Genomic DNA, 16,769 nt, shown 5'->3' on the forward strand with positions numbered 1-16,769 from the left:
CGTCTGCGTATACTGGGGCCCATGCCGTGGTGGTTCTGGGTCCTGCTCTGGGCCGTGCTCGCGCTGACGGGCCTCGCCGTGCTCGCGATCCTGACGCTGCGCACTGGACGCCGAGCCCTGGCCGCGCTGGAAGCCGTCTCCGAGCTCGGCGAGGACATGACCCGCCGCTGGGAGCAGGGCTCCGCGGCGGTCGCACATCACATCCGCCGGACCCCGGTGCCCGGTATCCTGGTTCCGTTGGATCAGGCGCGGCGGGAGTACCTGACCGGGCGGGAGGCACGTCGGGACCGCTTGGCCGCCCGCCGCATCGCCCGTCGTGACCGCCGAGGCCAGCCGCAGCGCGTGGATGACCTGCGCCGCGGCGCACAGAAAGGAAACAACCATGGGTAACCTCTTCCACAGCCCCACGCACCTGCTCATCCTCCTCGTGGTCCTGCTGCTGCTGTTCGGGGCGCCCAAGCTGCCCGGCATGGCCCGCAGCCTGGGCCAGTCCATGCGCATCTTCAAGTCGGAGGTCTCCGAGATGCGCAACGACAAGAAACCCGCTTCCGGCCAGTCCACCACCGTGGTCAACGGTGAGGTCGTCAAGGACGGGTCCGCCTCCTCCGGCGAAGGCTCCACCGCGGCCGACCAGTCCCGCGCCGAGCAGACCAGCACCGGCTCGGATTCCACCCGCAGCTGACCGGGAGCCATGGCACGTACCCAGAGGGCGGACCGCCCGCGCCGTCGCAAGCGCACGCCCGGCGCCCAGATGGAGCTGCGCGAGCACCTGAGGGAGTTCCGCAACCGTCTGATCAAATCCGCCGTCGCGACCCTGGCCGGCATGGTCGGAGGGTTCTTCCTCTACGACCCGGCGATGCAGGCCATCCAGGCGCCCCTGCACCAGATCGCGCAGGATCCCTCCCGCAACATCTCCATCAACTACTCCGCGGTCGGGTCCCCCTTCGACCTCATGGTGCAGGTCTCCCTGACCATCGGCGTCATCCTGGCCTCCCCGGTGTGGCTCTACCAGCTGTGGGCGTACATCCTGCCGGCTCTGCACCGGAAGGAGAAGGCCTACGCCCTGGTGTTCTTCTGCAGCTCCGTCCTGCTGTTCCTGGGCGGAGTGGTCATCGCGTGGCTGTGCATGCCGGCGGCGGTCATCGCCCTGACCATGTTCACGCCGGAGGGCGGGGACAACTTCATCGACGCCAAGACCTACATCGCCTTCGTGCTGCGCCTGCTGCTGGCCTTCGGCGTGGCCTTCGTGCTGCCGGTCGTGCTGGTGGGGCTGAACATGATGGGGCTGATCCGGGGCCGCACCATCCTGAAGTCCTGGCGCTGGGTCGTGGTGCTGGTGGCCCTGCTCGCCGCGATCGCGGCTCCCGGCTCGGACGTGCTGACCATGTTCTACCTCATGGCCCCGCTGCTGATCCTGTTCTTCCTGGCCATCGGCCTGTGCCTGTGGGGGGACCGACGACGGGACCGCAGGGCCGCCGCCGCGCTGGACGATGCCGGCGTCGGATCGGATGCGGCCACCCCGGAGGATCAGCTGCGCACCCTGGGCCGCTGAACCTGTCTCGGGGCTGTCCGCCGCCCGCCGAATCCCGGATGAGCCGCACAGCTGCGCCGATAGGATGGGGACATGCCCAGCTACGCCGACCAGTACCTCGCCGCCCGGGACCGCTCCTCCTTCGCCAAGACCCCGCTGGGGCGCTTCGCCGCCGGACTGGACTTCGAGCTGGATGACTTCCAGCTGCAGGCCTGCCGCGCCGTCGAGGACGGTGAAGGGGTGCTCGTGGCGGCGCCGACCGGGGCCGGGAAGACCGTCGTCGGCGAGTTCGCGGTGCATCTGGCCCGCGCCGAGGGCGCCAAGGCGTTCTACACGACCCCCATCAAGGCGCTGAGCAACCAGAAGTACCAGGACCTGGTGCGGGTGCACGGCGCGGACCGCGTCGGCCTGCTCACCGGGGACGTGTCGGTCAACACCGAGGCGCCGATCCTCGTGATGACCACCGAGGTGCTGCGCAACATGCTCTACGCCGGCTCCCCGACGCTGCGGGGCCTGCGCTACGTGGTCATGGACGAGGTGCACTACCTCGCCGACCGCTTCCGCGGGGCCGTGTGGGAGGAGGTCATCATCCACCTGCCGGCCTCGGTCAGCGTCATCTCCCTGTCCGCGACCATCTCCAACGCCGAGGAGTTCGGGCAGTGGCTGGACGCCGTGCGCGGCTCCACACGCGTGGTGGTCTCCGAGCACCGGCCCGTGCCGCTGTGGCAGCACGTCATGGTCGGCTCGCGGTTGTTCGACCTGTTCTCCGGGGACACCACGATCGCCCAGGCCGCGGACATCGTGCGCGATCGCGGGGCCGACCAGGTGAGGGTCAACCCGGACCTGCTGCAGGCCACCTCCCACCGCACAGGTCCCCGGCGCGGGCGCCGCGGCGGGCAGCGACCCCGCACCCCGCGGACCCGCCGGGCCCCGCGCCCGGTGGTGCTGCAGGAGATGGATCGGGAGGGTCTGCTGCCCTCGATCGTGTTCATCTTCTCCCGAGCCGCCTGCGACGACGCCGTGCGCCAGTGCATCGACGCCGATCTGCGCCTGACCGACGACCGCCAGGCCCGGCTCATCCGGGCCTACCTCGCGGAGGCCACGGTCGGGGTGCCGCTGAAGGATCTGCGCGTGCTGGGATACGACACCTGGCGGGAGGGCCTGACCCGCGGCATCGCCGCCCACCACGCGGGGATGCTCCCGCTGTTCAAGGAGATCGTGGAGCAGCTGTTCTCCCAGGGGCTGGTCAAGGCCGTGTTCGCGACCGAGACCCTGGCCCTGGGCATCAACATGCCGGCCCGCTCCGTCGTGCTGGAGAAGCTCACCAAGTTCAACGGCGAACGCCACGTGGACATCTCACCGGGGGAGTACACCCAGCTGACCGGGCGGGCCGGGCGGCGCGGCATCGACGTCGAGGGCCACGCCGTGGTGCTGTGGAACGACGGGATGGACGCCAAGTCCATCGCCGGGCTGGCCTCCCGCCGAACCTATCCCCTCTACTCGAGCTTCAAGCCCACGTACAACATGTCCGTGAACCTGCTGGATCGCTTCGGGGTCGAGCGGACGATGACCATTCTGGAGTCCTCCTTCGCCCAGTTCCAGGCGGATCGCTCCGTGGTCAGCCAGGCCGCGAAGGTCCGCCGCCAGGAGCAGGCCCTCGCCGGGTACGAGGAGTCCATGACCTGCCACCTCGGGGACTACGCGGAATATGTGGACCTGAAGTACAGGTTGAATCAGCTGGAGAAGAAGTCCACCCGGGACCGCCGCTTCGCCCGCCGGGCCGTCGCCGCGGACGACCTGCGGCTGCTGCAGCCCGGGGACATCCTCGAGGTCCCCCATGGGAAGCACGCCGGGCACGCCGTCGTGATCGCCCGGCCTCAGGAGGCCCGGGACGTGCAGGTGGGGGTGGTCACCGAGGCCGCTCAGCTGCGTCAGCTGCGTCCGGAGGACTTCGCGGGTGCTGTGCGCCCGGTCTCCCGGGCCAAGATGCCCAAGGGTTTCGCCCCCCGCAGCGCTCAGGAGCGCCGGGATATGGCCTCGCGCATGTTCGCCGCCCTGCGCGAGCACAAACCGCCCCGCTCGATCTCCGGGGCGCGGGAGGCCGACTTCGATCCGGCCCGGGACACCCGCCGGGAGGAGATCGATCGACTGCGCACCGCGGTGGAGTCCCACCCGTGCCACGGCTGCTCCCACCGCGAGGAGCACGCCCGCTGGTTCAACCGGTGGGTGCGCCTGCGCCGGGAGACCGACGCCCTGCGCCGGGAGATCGACTCCCGCACGAGCACCATCGCCCACCGGTTCCAGCGCATCACCGACCTGCTCACCGACTACGGCTACGTCGAGCGCGGCGGCGAGCGCGAGGAGCTGAGACTGACCCCGCTGGCGGCGCCGCTGCGCCGGATCTACGGGGAGCGGGACCTACTGACCAGCCTTGCCCTGAGCGACGGGGTCTTCGACGATCTGGACCCGGCGGCCCTGGCCGCGGCCGTGACCGCCGTCGTGCATGAGGGCAAGCGCGAGGCCACGGAGTTCCTCGGCCGGTATCCCGCGGGCCTGGGGGAGCGGATGGCCCAGCTGCGCCGGCTCTGGCAGCGGCTGACCGAGGCCGAGCGGCACCACCGCCTGCCCGAGACCCCCGCGCCGGACGTCGGGCTGATGTGGTCCATGCACCGCTGGGCCCGGGGGGACAGCCTCGCGCAGTCCCTGGAGAACTCCGGGCTGGCGGCCGGGGACTTCGTACGCGCCGCGAAGCAGGTCATCGACGCGCTGGATCAGCTCGGACACGCCCGCGCAGAGGATCCCGACTGGCGCACCCTGTGCGAGGCCGCCGCGGCCCGCGTGCGCCGCGGCGTCGTGCTGCACGAGCTGGACCCGCAGGCGCGCACCCCCGATGAGGCCGCGGCGCAGGAGCCCCGAGCGCAGGCACCGCGCGGGGAGGAACCGATCGAGGAGGAGCGGCGATGAGCGCGCAGCAGCAGATACGAACGGCCGATCGGAGCGCGGCGACGGTGATCTACCGGAACGGCTCCGTGTACTCGCCGGTCGATCCCTTCGCCACCGCGCTGCTGGTCCAGGACGGCCGGATCCGCTGGGTCGGGCAGGAAGCCGGGGCCGACTCCCTCACGGACGCGCACGTGCACACCGTGGACCTGGACGGCCTGCTGCTGACCCCCAGCTTCGCGGCCGCCGGACCGGAGCCCTCGGAAGAGCGGGGCTGGCTGGACCTGCGGCGGGCCGGCGTGCACGCGGTCCTGGATCCGCAGCGCGGGTGGGTGGACGCCGCCGGTCAGCGCAGCCCGCTTCCCGCGCGCGTGCGGCGCCTGGGCCCGCAGGGACCCCTGGATCCGGCGCAGGCCGAGCAGGCGGAGGGCGATCCGCTGCTCGTGCTGGCCCCGGAGGACGCACCGGAGCCGGGCGGATGGATCGACGTGGCCCGGGCGGGCCTGAGCGCCGGGCGACCCCTGGGCGTGGCCGAGGTCCTCGAACCCGGAACGGCCCCGCGGCCGTGGCGGCTCACGCTGGCGGCCCTGCGCCTTGAGCAGCAGGGCCCCGGGATCTCCACCCGCGGCTGCTTCGGGCTGCAGACCCGCGGGGTGCGTCGGGTCTGCGGCGTCGACGGACCCTTCGGCGGCCAGCTCGTGCCGGAGGCCCCCGCGGATCTCATCGGGTGGCGCACGGAGGCGCTCATGGTGCAGACCGCCGATGAGAGGATCGCCGCATGGAGCACGGATCCCCGAGCCCGCACCCCGCTGCTGCCCGCGCTGGGGCCGGATGTCCCGCTCCCGCAGGCCCGCCTCTCCCTGATCGGCACCTCGGAGCTGACCTGGTGAGAGGCCCGTCGGACGGGGTGCCCGGTCGCTGGGTCGGTGCGGGGAAGGGCTGGCCGATATACTGGCCAGCGACCCGAGACTATGCTCGCCGCGCGCCCTGGGACGCGGCGATGAGGAGTGCCCTGTGCGACTGAAGACCCTGACCGTGATCCCCACGTATGACGAACGGGAGGCGCTGCCGGTGGTGGTGCGTCGCCTGCGCGCCGCGCAGCCGCAGGTGCACATCCTGGTGGTCGATGACAACAGCCCCGACGGCACGGGACAGCTGGCCGATGAGATCGCGGCCGCCGATGAGCACGTGCACGTCCTGCACCGGCAGGGTAAGGCCGGCCTCGGCGCGGCCTATCTGGCCGGCTTCCGCTGGGGCCTGGAGCGGGACTACGACGTGCTGGTGGAGATGGACGCGGACTGCTCGCACCAGCCCGAGCAGCTGGGCCGCCTGCTGGAGGCCGTGGAGCGGGGCGCGGATCTGGCCATCGGCTCCCGGTACGTCCCGGGCGGCGAGACCGAGAACTGGCCGTGGTACCGGCAGGCGCTCTCCCGCGGCGCGAATGTGTACACCCAGGTGATGCTGGGCACCGGGGTCAAGGACATCACCGCCGGCTACCGGGCTTTCCGACGGACCACCCTGGAGCGGATCGACCTGGACGGCGTCGAATCCGTGGGCTACTGCTTCCAGGTGGATCTGGGGTGGCGAGCGGAGCTGGCCGGGATGCGCGTGGTGGAGGTGCCCATCACCTTCGTCGAGCGCGAGGTGGGCAACTCCAAGATGGATTCCGGGGTCATCCTGGAGTCCATGACGAAGGTGGCCCGGTGGGGCCTGAGTGCGCGGGCCGCAACCTTGGGCCGCCGCGTGCGCCAGCTGTTCTCCCGAGCCTGAGCAGCCCAGGCGGCAGGGGAGTAAGCCGGCGCCGTCGGGCCCGTTCCCACAGCATGAGAAAGGCCCCCGCGCACCCGTGAAGGGTGGGCGGGGGCCTTTCGCCGCCCTCAGCGCTCCGCGGTCGCACCGTCTGCGGCGCAAGGAGCGCGGCGTGGGTCTTCCGGCGCCTCAGACGGCGTGGCGCTCCCGGTAGTACTCGAGGCGCTGCTGGAGGGTCTGCTCCAGCTCCTCCATGCTGCGCCGCTCCAGCAGCATGTCCCAGTGCGTGCGCACGGGCTTCTCGTGGGAGGCGTCCGGCTTGGACCCGTCCACCAGCACGGCCTCCTTGCCCGACTTGGCGGTCCAGGTCGGGGGGATCTCCGCCTCGGCGGCGAAGATCACGAAGACCCGCTCGCCGTCCTCGGTGCGGTACTCCACCCGCTGGCGCGGGGCCGGCTCCACACCGGCTTCGGTCTCCATGGACTGAGAGCCCAGGCGCATGCCCCGGAGGCTGCGATCGCTCATCGGTGATCCCTTCGCATGTCTCGTCCCGGTCTCCGGCTCGCGAGCCGGGGACGCGCTTTTCTGTCACCCTACAACCGGACGGACCGGCCCGTTATTCCCCGGGATGCCCGGTTCATCCTGGGCCGACCCGCACCGGCGGTTCAGGAGCGGGCGGGTCCCTCGTCGGGCTCGGCGCCGGCCTCGGGTTCGGCTGCGGTGCCGGAGGCGGGGGTGCGGGGGAAGGGATCCGCCGCGGACGCCGGGGCCTCCGGGTCGATGCTGGAGGGCGGCATCTCGAATTCGTCGGGATCCACGCTGGTGCGCGTGGGATCCGCGGTGAGGTCCTCATCGGTGATGCGAAGCTCTGGGCTGTCCACGATCGGCTCGTCCTCCGGTTCAGGCTCCGGGGCGGGCTCCTGCTCATCCGTCCCGCCGAAGGGGGAGAGGGGATCCCCGGGGGTGCCGTCGCCGAAGGCCTTGCCGATGCCGCGCAGGGCGTCGCCGAGCTCGGTCGGCACGAACCACAGCTTGTTCGCGCTGCCCTCGGCCAGCTTCGGCAGGGTCTGCAGGTACTGGTAGCTGAGCAGCTTCTGGGTCGGCTTAGCCCGGTGGATCGCGGTGAACACCTTGTGCACGGCCTGAGCCTCGCCGTCGGCCCGCAGAATCGCGGCCTTCGCGTCGCCTTCCGCGGAGAGGATCGCGGCCTGGCGCTCACCCTCCGCGGTGAGGATCTGGGACTGCTTCTCGCCCTCGGCCGTCAGGATCGCGGCACGCCGGTCCCGCTCGGCGCGCATCTGCTTCTCCATCGAATCCTGGATGGAGGCCGGCGGGGTGATCTCCTTGATGTCCACGCGGGACACGCGCAGCCCCCAGCGCCCGGTGGTCGAGTCCAGGACCCCGCGCAACTCGGCGTTGATCTGATCGCGGGACGTCAGGGTCTGCTCCAGGTTCAGCCCGCCGACGACGTTGCGCAGGGTCGCGCTGGTCAGCTCGTCCACGGCGTGGATGTAATTGGTGATCTCGTAGGTCGCCGCCTGCGGATCGGTGACCTGGAAGTAGACCACGGTGTCGATGCCGACCACGAGGTTGTCCTCGGTGATCACGGACTGGGACGGGAAGGAGACCACCTGCTCGCGCAAGTCGATCAGGGGCAGCACCCGGTCGATGAACGGCACCGTGAAGTGCAGACCGGGGTTCAAGGTGGTGTGGTACTTGCCCAGGCGCTCGACGATCCCGGCACGAGCCTGGGGGATGATGCGCACGGCCTTGAACAGCACGACCGCGACGAACAGGATGAGCAGGGCCAGCAGGATCAGTCCTGCGGTTCCGCCGTTCATGGTTTCTCCTCGGGGGTCAGGGAGGGGACGCGGCCCCGCCGGTGATGGTGGATGGTGTCGAGGGTCAGTGGGCGGAGACGGAGGACTCGCCGGCATCGGCGTCGGGGTCGACCACAGCGGTCGCCCCGTCGATGCGCACGACCCGTCCGAAGGCGCCGGTGTCCAGGCTCAGCCCGCCCGCGCTGCGAGCGGTCCAGACGTCGCCTTCCAGGCGCACCAGCCCCTGGAGGCCGGTGACCCGCTCCAGGGCCTGCACGGGTCGACCCACCAGCGCCTCGGCGTTGTTGCGGGTCTCCGGGGTGTTGCGGTTCAGCCGCCGGACCATGGACGGGCGCACCAGACCGAGCAGGGCCAGGGAGACCGCGGCGAACACCAGCACCTGGATCGGCCAGGAACCGGTGGCGACGGCGGTCACCGCGGCGGCCGCCGCGCCGCCGGCCATCATCAGGCAGACGAACTCCAGCGAGAACATCTCGATCACGCCGAGCAGGAGCACGACCAGCAGCCACAGGGCCCAGGGATTCTGTGCGAACCAGTCGAACATGGCGGGTGGGTTCCTCTCCGGTGGCGATGTCGGCTCGTGCTCACCATCCTGCCGAATCCGGGCACCGAGGGCCACCTCATGCGCGGGATCCCGCCGCCCCATAACACGCCGATAATCGACATTATGTAAAGTTGAGCGCGGAGCGCCCCTCCTCCGGCGGCGGCGGATGCGGCTCGAAACGAGGTCCCCGGTAGATTCGGAGATCATGAGCTCTCGGCATCCCCGCACCACCGCATCATCCTCCGACGCCGCGCCGACGCGGGCGGTGTGGCCCGTTCTGACGGCCGACGTTCTCGCTGTCGTGGTGTTCGCCGGCCTCGGCAGGCTCTCGCACGGCGAAGATCTGCTGGGCACCCCGGTGACGGCTTGGCCGTTCCTCGTCGGCCTGGCCGTCACCTGGCTGGTCTGCCGCGCCTGGCGCGCCCCGGGCGGGCTCTGGCCCACCGGGATCGTCGTGTGGCTGGGCACGGTGCTGCTCGGCATGGTGCTGCGCCGCCTCGTCGGTGAGGGCACACACTGGAGCTTCGTCGTCGTGACCCTGATCGTCACCGGGATCTTCCTGCTCGGGCACCGTGCGCTGGGGCGGCTGCTCGCCCGCCGTTGCCCCTGAGGACATCCGGCAGAGGTCAACCTCAAGCTGAGGTTGTGTCTTCGTCGAGCTCTCCATCGGTCAGGAACCGGATCCAGCGCTCCAGCAACCGCTGCGCGGCCCCCGAATCCAGGGCCCGCTGCGCGCGCGGAATCGCCTCGACGATCCGCTCGGCCAGCGGGCGGCCGACGTCCGCCCGGCGCGCCACGAGCCCGGCGGCGGCGTTGAGCACGACGGTGTCCCGGATGGGACCCGGCTCCCCCGCCAGCACCCGGCGGATCACCTCCGCATTGTGCGCGGCGTCCCGGCCGGTGATGTCCTCCAGGGTGTTTCCGGGCAGGTCCACGTCCGCCGGCTCCAGGCGCACCCGCTGGATCTGCCCGTCCGCAGTCTCCCAGATCTCGTTGGGCCCGATCAGGCTGAGCTCATCGAGGTTCCGGGCGCCGGTGAAGACGAGGGCGCGGTCCCCGCGGCGGGCGAAGACCTCCGCCATGAGCGGAGCCATCCTCGGGTCCGCGACGCCGATCACCGAGGAGCGCACCCGGGCGGGGTTGGCCAGCGGCCCCAGCACGTTGAACACGGTCGGGACGCCGAGGGCGCGGCGCACCGGGGCGATGTGGCGCATCGCCGGGTGGTAGGTGTTGGCGAACAGGAAGCTGAATCCGACGGCGTCGGCGGCCGCCTCGATCCGCTCCTGGGGGGCATCCAGGGGCGCCCCGAGGCGCTCCAGGGCATCCGCGGAGCCGGTCGCGGAGGTCGAGGCGCGGTTGCCGTGCTTGACCACCTTCTCCCCCGCGCCGGCGATCGTCAGGGCCGCCATCGTCGAGATGTTCACCGTGTTGTGCCGGTCCCCGCCCGTGCCCACGATGTCCACGGCCTCCCGTGAGCCGGCATAGGGCCGGGCCATGGCGAGCATGGTTTCGGCCAGGCCCCGCAGCTCGGCGGCCGTCTCCCCCTTGGTGCGCAGCCCGACCAGGAATCCGGCCACGACCACGGGGTCCGCACTCCCGCTCATCATCTCGCGCATGGCCCAGGCGGCCTGCTCCTCGGTGAGGTCCTCCCGCCGTTCGATGGCGAGGAGGAGCTGCGTCCAGCTGGTTCCGGTGCTCTGCTGCGTCGTCATGCCTTAAAGACTAGGAGAACACGCGCGCAGGGTGCGCCGCCACCCTGGGGAGCATCCGCACGTGTTCTGGGAGTCTGCTGGGAACCGCTCCCCTGCCCTTGCCATCCGCGCCGGTACGGGTTACGTGATCTTTACGATGGTCGGCGGCCGGAAACACGCGGGATTCGGCGGGCCGCAGGCCCTGTGAGGGACACGCCGAGGGGTCGACATGGGCGCGCCTGTTGGTGGCCTGTGAGTTTTACCGACATAATGTCTGTGTGACAACTGCATCCCATACCCCCAGTCAGTCGGCGGCACCGACCCTGAACCGGCCCAACATCGTGTCCGTAGGCACGGTGGTGTGGCTGGCCAGCGAGCTGATGTTCTTCGCCGGCCTGTTCGCCATGTACTTCACGCTGCGTGCCACCTCGCCGGAGATCTGGGCGGAGGACACGAAGCTGCTGGACGTGCCCCTGGCCTTCGGCAACACCGTGGTCCTGGTGCTCAGCTCCGTGACCTGCCAGTTCGGCGTGTTCAAGGCGGAGCAGCTCAAGGCCCGCCGCACCGGCTCGATCTTCCAGATCGGCCAGTGGGGCATGGTCGAGTGGTTCTTCCTGACCTTCATCATGGGCGCCGTGTTCGTGAGCCTGCAGGCCATGGAGTACGCGACCCTGGTGCAGGAGGGCGTGACCATCGCCGCCAACGCCTACGGCTCGGCCTTCTACATCACCACCGGATTCCACGCGCTGCACGTGACCGCTGGGCTCATCGCGTTCCTGTTCATCATCGGACGGGCGCTGGTGGCCAAGCGATTCGGGCACTACGAGGCCACCTCCGCGATCGTCGTGTCCTACTACTGGCACTTCGTCGACGTCGTGTGGATCGTCCTGTTCGCCGTCGTCTACTTCCTGAAGTAGCACCGTCCCGCGGGCTCCCCCACGTACTCACTCACACACCGAAGGATCATTGACGTGAAGGCACTTTCCCAGAAGCGGCGTCACCCGCTGGCGGCCGTCGTCCTCCTGGCCATCGCCCTGGTGCTCACCGGCGGTCTCTACGCAGTTGCCACCGCCTCCAACCAGGCCCAGGCTGACACCGCCGCGTACACCAGCCAGGACATCGAGCAGGGTGAGAAGCTGTTCAGCGCCAACTGCGCCACCTGCCACGGCACCGAGGCCGCCGGCACCGATGCGGGCCCGTCGCTGATCGGCGTGGGCGCTGCCGCCGTCGACTTCCAGATCGGCACCGGGCGCATGCCGCTGGAGATGCAGGGGGTGCAGGCCCAGGTCAAGCCCGGCCAGTTCAACGACGAGCAGATCAAGCAGCTCGCCGCCTACGTGGCCTCCCTCGGCGCGGGCCCGGGGGTGCCCGACGACGAGGACGTGGACGTGTCCAAGGGCGACGCCGCCAACGGCGCCAAGGTCTTCCTGGCCAACTGCGCCATGTGCCACAACGCGGCCGGCGCCGGTGGTGCGCTGACCCGCGGCAAGTGGGCCCCGACCCTGATGGGCGTCTCCGAGAAGCACATCTGGGAGGCCATGGAGACCGGCCCGCAGAACATGCCGGTGTTCAACGACGCGAACATCACCCCCGAGGAGAAGCGCGACGTCATCACCTACCTGAAGTCCCTGGAGACCAACACGACCCCCGGCGGCTTCGCGCTGGGCTCCCTGGGCCCCGTCTCCGAGGGCCTGTTCATCTGGACCATCGGGCTGGGCATCGTCATCGCCTTCACCGTCTGGCTGACCTCCCGCTCCGCCTGAGCGGACAGGCCGCGCTCACACACAAGAATTCGTACCTAGGAAGATAGAGGAACACATGGGCAACCATCGTGACGCAGCACCGGAGAGCTCCGGCGCCGTCGCTACCTCCGATCAGCACCGCGAGGGCTCGTTCCCCGATCCGGGGCTTCCCCACCACCGTCCGCGCCTGACGGATGTGGATCCGAAGGCCGCCAAGAAGGCCGAGCACCGCGTCTCCTGGCTGTTCGTGCTCTCGATGCTGGGCTCGCTGCTGTTCTTCGTGGGCTTCTTCGGGGTCCGCGTGGACGGCGACATCTACGACGTCATGGATCCCGATCCCACCGCGCGGCTGCGCCTGCAGAACCTGCTGCTGGGGCTGGGCATCTCCTTCGCGATGTTCGGCATCGGCGTCGGGATCGTGCAGTGGGCCCGCAGCCTGATGCCCGATCACGAGATGGTCGAGATGCGCCACGAGATCTCCGCCGAGCCCGACCGGGCCGAGGCCCAGGAGATCGTGGAGACCATCATCGAGGAGTCCGGGGTCAAGCGCCGCCCGCTGCTGCGCAACACCCTGATCGGCGCCGTGATCCTCGCGCCGCTGACCTTCGTGACCCTGTTCCGCGAGCTCGGCCCCATCAACCCCGGCGTGCTCAAGCAGACCCTGTGGGGCGAGGGCGTGCGCCTGGTCCGGGACCCCTCCGGGACCCCCATCCGCGCCGCGGACGTGACCATCGGCTCCGCCTACCACGTGCTGCCGGAGAACATCCTCGGGATCTCCCACCAGGACGGCTACCTGGAGGAGAAGGCCAAGGCCGTCGTCCTGCTGATGCGCATGAAGCCCGAGGAGATGCACGTCTCCAAGGGCCGCGAGGACTGGAACGTGGACGGCATCGTCGCCTACTCCAAGGTCTGCACGCACGTCGGGTGCCCCATCGCCCTGTACGAGCAGCGCACCCACCACCTGCTGTGCCCCTGCCACCAGTCCACCTTCGACGCCTCCCACGAGTGCGAGGTCATCTTCGGCCCCGCCGCGCACGCCCTGCCCCAGCTGCCCATCCGGGTCAACGCCGAGGGCTACCTGGAGGCGCGCAGCGACTTCCACGAGCCCGTCGGCCCGGCCTACTGGGAGCGCGGCAAGCAGAAAAAAGAAATGGCGAGTGAGGCCTGATCATGTCCAACGCTGTGACCGAATACCAGCCGGAGACCCGCACCGGCCGCATTGCCAACTTCGTCGACTCCCGCGTCGGGATGTCCGGGATCATCAAGGAGTTCGGCCGGAAGATCTTCCCGGATCACTGGTCCTTCATGTTCGGCGAGGTGGCCCTGTACTGCCTGGTCATCCTCATCCTGTCCGGGACCTACCTGACCTTCTTCTTCAACCCCACCATGGACACCGTCATCTACGACGGCGCCTACGTGCCCATGAAGGGCGTGGAGATGTCCGGGGCCTACGCCTCGGCGCTGGACATCTCCTTCGAGACCCGCGGCGGGCTGTTCATGCGCCAGGTCCACCACTGGGCCGCGCTGATGTTCGTCGTCGCGATCGCGGTGCACATGATGCGCGTGTTCTTCACCGGCGCCTTCCGCCGCCCGCGCGAGCTGAACTGGGTCGTCGGCGGCACGCTGTTCGTGCTGGCCATGGCCGCCGGGTTCACCGGCTACTCCCTGCCCGATGACGTGCTCTCCGGCAACGGCCTGCGCATCATCGACGGCGTCATGAAGGCGATCCCGCTGGTCGGCACCTACCTCTCCCTGTTCTTCTTCGGCGGGGAGTTCCCGGGCCACCACGTGATCGGGCGCCTGTACACGCTGCACATCATGATCGTGCCGGCCCTGATCCTGCTGACGGTGGCCATCCACCTGTTCATGGTCGTCGTGCACAAGCACACCCAGTACCCGGGTCCGGGCCGGACCGAGAAGAACGTCGTGGGCTTCCCCGTGGGCCCCGTCTACGCCGCGAAGGCCGGCGGGTTCTTCTTCATCGTCTTCGGCGTGATCGCCCTGCTCGGGGCGACCACCACGATCAACGCGATCTGGAACTACGGCCCCTATGATCCCTCCCCCGTGCAGGCCGGTACGCAGCCGGACTGGTACATCGGCTGGGTCGACGGCGCCCTGCGCCTGATGCCCGGCTCCTGGCCGTGGCACTGGCAGCTGCAGGCCGGCGGCACCTGGGTCCTGGCGGTCCTGCTGCCGATGATCCCCGCCGCTATCCTGCTGGGCGTGTTCTTCACCTGGCCGTGGCTGGAGCGGTGGGTGACCAAGGACAACCGGGAGCACCACATCCTGGATCGTCCCCGCAACGCCCCGTTCCGCACGGGTGCCGGGGTCGCCGGGATCACCTGGTACGCCGTGATGATGACCGCCGCGAGCTCCGACCTGATCGCCACCCACTTCCACGTGGCCTTCAACGACGTGCTCTACGTGCTGCGGTTCCTGTTCTTCTTCGGCCCGTTCATCGCCTTCGAGATCACTCGGCGGATCTGCCTGTCCCTGCAGCGCAAGGACCGGGAGCTGGTCCTGCACGGCGTCGAGTCCGGTCGGGTCGTCCAGCTGCCGCACGGCGAGTTCATCGAGATCCACGAGCCGCTGAACGAGTACGACCGGTACCGCCTGGTCTCCTTCGAGTCCCCCGTCTACCAGCCGGCCACCCCGGATGAGGACGGGAAGATCGGCGGCAAGGAGAAGATCCGCGGGGCCCTGTCCCGCCTGTTCTTCCACGACCGGGTCGCCCCGGTCACCCCGCGTGAGCTGGAGGCGGCACAGCACCACCACGAGCTGGAGTCCGACGAGAAGCACTGATCCGCTCCCCCGGTCTGGACAGGCCCCGCGCATCGGCTGATGCGCGGGGTCTCTTCGCATACTCTGGGCCGGGTTCGGACCGGGCTCACCTCGCGGGCCGTTCGGGAGGGGTTCGTCGTTTCGGGACCGGAATACCCCGTCCCGAAGCGACGAACCCGTCCCCAAACGCGGCCGATGCCGGTTCCGGTCCCCTGGTGCTCATGACGTGAGACCCGGCCGGCACACACCCACCGGGTCCGAACGGGGACCCGCCCTCGCCTCCACGTCGCCCTGCGCCGCACTGGCGAGGCCCTGAGGTCCCTGTTCCGGAGCCGGTGCCCTGTCCCGGAGCGGATCCGGCGCCCCCTCTGGCGGCGTCGGCCCACCGTCACCACTCTTGCGGGGCTGCCCGCTGACTTGCGTTCGGAGGCGCACACAGACGCAGAGAGGCGCTGGAGCACGGGGCCGGCGCGGCGGGCGCAGGCCGGGGGTGCCATATCCGGGCTGGGCGGGTGCTGCGGCGCGGTGCCCGGCTCCAGGTGGGAGCGCGAGAGGGGACGAGGGGCAGGCTCTCGGTCGGGTCTCGGTCATCACGTTGAGTACGTGCGGTCACACGGTGGATTTGGTCCCCGCCGGGGAGAGCCGCAGGAGCCGCAGGGCCGATCCAGCGTCCTGGGCGTCGCTTCCTGACTCGTCTCTCTCCCCGCCCCCGCGGAGATACCGGATGCGTGCTGAGATGCGGGGATCGTGTTGGGATACCGCACGACGGGACGCACCTGAGAACGAACAGTGTACCCCAGCACTAAACCCTCATCTCAACGCACTCGGGAGTGCTGCACTCACGACGCTGCGGGCACGCGGCATCACCGGGAAGGCATCGCCGGAGCCGGACGCGGGGCGGGCGTCCTGCATCCGATGATCCGGGGTAGGTCCTTCTGCCGGGGACCCGCCCCGGCTTCCGGCATGGCGCCGACGGTTTGGCGAAAACCAGAGGAGCACTCCCCGGTCGGCCCAGCGTCGCCCCCGTCGGTCTGGGATCGGCCCAGGGTCAGTCCGGGAACGAGACCACCCGGATCCCCCGACTTGGCTCGCCCGTAGGGGACAGACAGAGGGTTGCCTCCGGCGGAGAACCGGGGCCCGTGGGACCGGTATCGGACCCTGCGGGGGGCTCCAGCATGAGGCAGCCCTCGGCAGATGGTCCCCGGTCCCCCACCGGGCCGATGGCGCCCGGCGGGGCCCGGCATCGACGGGCGCCACGGCGACAGCTGCTCGCCACGAGAACGGACGCCCCTCGGGCAGACTGTCCGCGGGCCCGAGGCGTGCGCATCCCCGCAAGGCCGCGGGCCGGGAGAAGAAAGCCGGCTTCCGAGCGCAGCGGCCCCGCGAGGGCATCAGACAGGGGCACAGGGGCGCAAGCATACGAAAAAGGAGCGTCCCCCTCGGTGCAGAGCATGCTCTGCACCGAGGGGGACGCTCCCGTATCGTGCCGGTACCTACCCGGCGGCCGCGGTTCCCCACACCGGGGATCCGCGGCGGAGGGGTGTCAGTGGGCGTGGGCCCCGCGGTTGTACTCGTAGACCCAGCCGACGAGGCCGACCACGGCCAGCGGGGCCGCGATCGCCAGGATCCACCAGCCCACGGCCATGCCGACGACGGCGATGGCGCAGACGATGCCCAGCATCAGGGGCCACCAGCTCCACGGGGAGTAGAACCCGTAGTCCCCGGCGGCGTCCACGATCTCACCGTCCAGGTTGTCCGACGGCTGATCGGGGTGGTGCTTCTCCGTGAAGAAGATGAAGAAGGCCAGGAACCCGCACATGATGGCGGTCAGCAGCAGGGCGGGGAATCCGACCCACTCCTCGAAGCCCGTCATGAAGCCGTAGACGATGGCCACGGGGACCAGGAAGACCGCGAGGCCTCCGAAGATCAGACCGGTGATGCGCATAGCGT

The 16,769-nt window shown here is 70.2% G+C and carries 16 protein-coding genes; 11 read left to right on the forward strand and 5 right to left on the reverse strand.

The genetic code is table 11. The features are described from left to right. Positions 1 to 21 precede the first annotated feature (21 nt). The 6 genes from KKR01S_RS05545 (at position 22) to KKR01S_RS05570 (ending at position 6,241) form a co-directional block, all read left to right on the forward strand. On the forward strand, positions 22 to 390 hold the full coding sequence (locus KKR01S_RS05545) for a hypothetical protein (RefSeq protein WP_061225506.1): 369 nt from the start codon (positions 22 to 24) through the stop codon (positions 388 to 390). Next, on the forward strand, positions 383 to 682 hold the full coding sequence (tatA, locus tag KKR01S_RS05550; protein ID WP_058730876.1) for a Sec-independent protein translocase subunit TatA: 300 nt from the start codon (positions 383 to 385) through the stop codon (positions 680 to 682). The genes KKR01S_RS05545 and tatA overlap by 8 nt, the downstream gene beginning before the upstream one ends. Before the next feature lie 9 nt (positions 683 to 691). Further along, complete coding sequence (gene tatC, locus KKR01S_RS05555; RefSeq protein ID WP_244884114.1) at positions 692 to 1,552, forward strand: twin-arginine translocase subunit TatC; 861 nt, start codon at positions 692 to 694, stop codon at positions 1,550 to 1,552. A gap of 72 nt (positions 1,553 to 1,624) precedes the next feature. Beyond that, positions 1,625 to 4,495, forward strand: coding sequence for a DEAD/DEAH box helicase (locus KKR01S_RS05560; protein WP_081101584.1), 2,871 nt, complete (start codon positions 1,625 to 1,627; stop codon positions 4,493 to 4,495). After that, positions 4,492 to 5,361, forward strand: a complete 870-nt coding sequence (locus KKR01S_RS05565; protein WP_058730874.1) for a hypothetical protein — start codon at positions 4,492 to 4,494, stop codon at positions 5,359 to 5,361. Before KKR01S_RS05560 ends, KKR01S_RS05565 begins: the two co-directional genes overlap by 4 nt. 130 nt (positions 5,362 to 5,491) lie before the next feature. Next, complete coding sequence (locus KKR01S_RS05570) at positions 5,492 to 6,241, forward strand: polyprenol monophosphomannose synthase (RefSeq protein ID WP_058730885.1); 750 nt, start codon at positions 5,492 to 5,494, stop codon at positions 6,239 to 6,241. 168 nt (positions 6,242 to 6,409) lie between these two features. On the opposite strand, the gene KKR01S_RS05575 is transcribed toward KKR01S_RS05570, so the two are convergent. From KKR01S_RS05575 to KKR01S_RS05585, 3 genes are all read right to left on the reverse strand, one after another. Then, positions 6,410 to 6,745: an RNA polymerase-binding protein RbpA gene (locus KKR01S_RS05575; protein ID WP_058730873.1), complete on the reverse strand. Its 336-nt coding sequence runs from the start codon at positions 6,743 to 6,745 to the stop codon at positions 6,410 to 6,412. A gap of 140 nt (positions 6,746 to 6,885) precedes the next feature. Next, a complete protein-coding gene (locus KKR01S_RS05580) occupies positions 6,886 to 8,061 on the reverse strand; it encodes an SPFH domain-containing protein (RefSeq protein ID WP_058730872.1) in 1,176 nt (391 codons plus the stop codon). Between the two features lie 64 nt (positions 8,062 to 8,125). Then, positions 8,126 to 8,605 (reverse strand): NfeD family protein, encoded by a 480-nt coding sequence (locus KKR01S_RS05585; RefSeq protein WP_058730871.1) that lies wholly within the window; start codon positions 8,603 to 8,605, stop codon positions 8,126 to 8,128. A 205-nt stretch (positions 8,606 to 8,810) separates the two neighbouring features. Here KKR01S_RS05585 and KKR01S_RS05590 point away from each other — a divergent pair, with 205 nt between their 5' ends. Further along, complete coding sequence (locus KKR01S_RS05590; RefSeq protein WP_081046185.1) at positions 8,811 to 9,215, forward strand: DUF3054 domain-containing protein; 405 nt, start codon at positions 8,811 to 8,813, stop codon at positions 9,213 to 9,215. A gap of 22 nt (positions 9,216 to 9,237) precedes the next feature. On the opposite strand, the gene trpD is transcribed toward KKR01S_RS05590, so the two are convergent. Continuing rightward, positions 9,238 to 10,317, reverse strand: coding sequence for an anthranilate phosphoribosyltransferase (trpD, locus tag KKR01S_RS05595; RefSeq protein WP_058730870.1), 1,080 nt, complete (start codon positions 10,315 to 10,317; stop codon positions 9,238 to 9,240). A 257-nt stretch (positions 10,318 to 10,574) separates the two neighbouring features. Here trpD and ctaE point away from each other — a divergent pair, with 257 nt between their 5' ends. Genes ctaE through qcrB form a run of 4 tightly spaced genes read left to right on the forward strand, consistent with a single transcriptional unit; the run spans position 10,575 to position 14,840 of the window. Next, positions 10,575 to 11,213, forward strand: a complete 639-nt coding sequence (gene ctaE / locus KKR01S_RS05600) for an aa3-type cytochrome oxidase subunit III (protein ID WP_058730869.1) — start codon at positions 10,575 to 10,577, stop codon at positions 11,211 to 11,213. Between the two features lie 54 nt (positions 11,214 to 11,267). Beyond that, positions 11,268 to 12,059 carry a cytochrome bc1 complex diheme cytochrome c subunit gene (qcrC, locus tag KKR01S_RS05605; protein ID WP_058730868.1) on the forward strand — a complete coding sequence of 264 codons (792 nt, stop codon included), beginning with the start codon at positions 11,268 to 11,270 and terminating at the stop codon, positions 12,057 to 12,059. A gap of 55 nt (positions 12,060 to 12,114) precedes the next feature. Continuing rightward, positions 12,115 to 13,206 carry a cytochrome bc1 complex Rieske iron-sulfur subunit gene (gene qcrA / locus KKR01S_RS05610; RefSeq protein ID WP_061225508.1) on the forward strand — a complete coding sequence of 364 codons (1,092 nt, stop codon included), beginning with the start codon at positions 12,115 to 12,117 and terminating at the stop codon, positions 13,204 to 13,206. 2 nt (positions 13,207 to 13,208) lie between these two features. Then, a complete protein-coding gene (qcrB, locus tag KKR01S_RS05615) occupies positions 13,209 to 14,840 on the forward strand; it encodes a cytochrome bc1 complex cytochrome b subunit (protein WP_058730866.1) in 1,632 nt (543 codons plus the stop codon). Between the two features lie 1,522 nt (positions 14,841 to 16,362). Here the strand turns inward: qcrB and KKR01S_RS05620 are convergent. Continuing rightward, entirely contained in the window at positions 16,363 to 16,764 is a 402-nt protein-coding gene (locus tag KKR01S_RS05620; RefSeq protein WP_058730865.1) for a cytochrome c oxidase subunit 4, read from the reverse strand. Positions 16,765 to 16,769: the final 5 nt, after the last annotated feature.

It is taken from the genome of Rothia kristinae NBRC 15354 (assembly GCF_001570865.1).
GTDB lineage: Bacteria > Actinomycetota > Actinomycetes > Actinomycetales > Micrococcaceae > Rothia > Rothia kristinae.

What these genes read in the sequence shown, in the direction of transcription:
- KKR01S_RS05565 (WP_058730874.1), top strand. Translation starts at nt 4,492, where the DNA reads ATGAGCGCGCAGCAGCAGATACGAACGGCCGATCGGAGCGCGGCGACG.
- trpD (WP_058730870.1), bottom strand. Translation starts at nt 10,317, where the DNA reads ATGACGACGCAGCAGAGCACCGGAACCAGCTGGACGCAGCTCCTCCTC.
- KKR01S_RS05590 (WP_081046185.1), top strand. Translation starts at nt 8,811, where the DNA reads ATGAGCTCTCGGCATCCCCGCACCACCGCATCATCCTCCGACGCCGCG.
- qcrB (WP_058730866.1), top strand. Translation starts at nt 13,209, where the DNA reads ATGTCCAACGCTGTGACCGAATACCAGCCGGAGACCCGCACCGGCCGC.
- KKR01S_RS05620 (WP_058730865.1), bottom strand. Translation starts at nt 16,764, where the DNA reads ATGCGCATCACCGGTCTGATCTTCGGAGGCCTCGCGGTCTTCCTGGTC.
- KKR01S_RS05545 (WP_061225506.1), top strand. Translation starts at nt 22, where the DNA reads ATGCCGTGGTGGTTCTGGGTCCTGCTCTGGGCCGTGCTCGCGCTGACG.
- KKR01S_RS05580 (WP_058730872.1), bottom strand. Translation starts at nt 8,061, where the DNA reads ATGAACGGCGGAACCGCAGGACTGATCCTGCTGGCCCTGCTCATCCTG.
- KKR01S_RS05575 (WP_058730873.1), bottom strand. Translation starts at nt 6,745, where the DNA reads ATGAGCGATCGCAGCCTCCGGGGCATGCGCCTGGGCTCTCAGTCCATG.
- KKR01S_RS05560 (WP_081101584.1), top strand. Translation starts at nt 1,625, where the DNA reads ATGCCCAGCTACGCCGACCAGTACCTCGCCGCCCGGGACCGCTCCTCC.
- tatA (WP_058730876.1), top strand. Translation starts at nt 383, where the DNA reads ATGGGTAACCTCTTCCACAGCCCCACGCACCTGCTCATCCTCCTCGTG.
- qcrA (WP_061225508.1), top strand. Translation starts at nt 12,115, where the DNA reads ATGGGCAACCATCGTGACGCAGCACCGGAGAGCTCCGGCGCCGTCGCT.
- tatC (WP_244884114.1), top strand. Translation starts at nt 692, where the DNA reads ATGGCACGTACCCAGAGGGCGGACCGCCCGCGCCGTCGCAAGCGCACG.
- KKR01S_RS05585 (WP_058730871.1), bottom strand. Translation starts at nt 8,605, where the DNA reads ATGTTCGACTGGTTCGCACAGAATCCCTGGGCCCTGTGGCTGCTGGTC.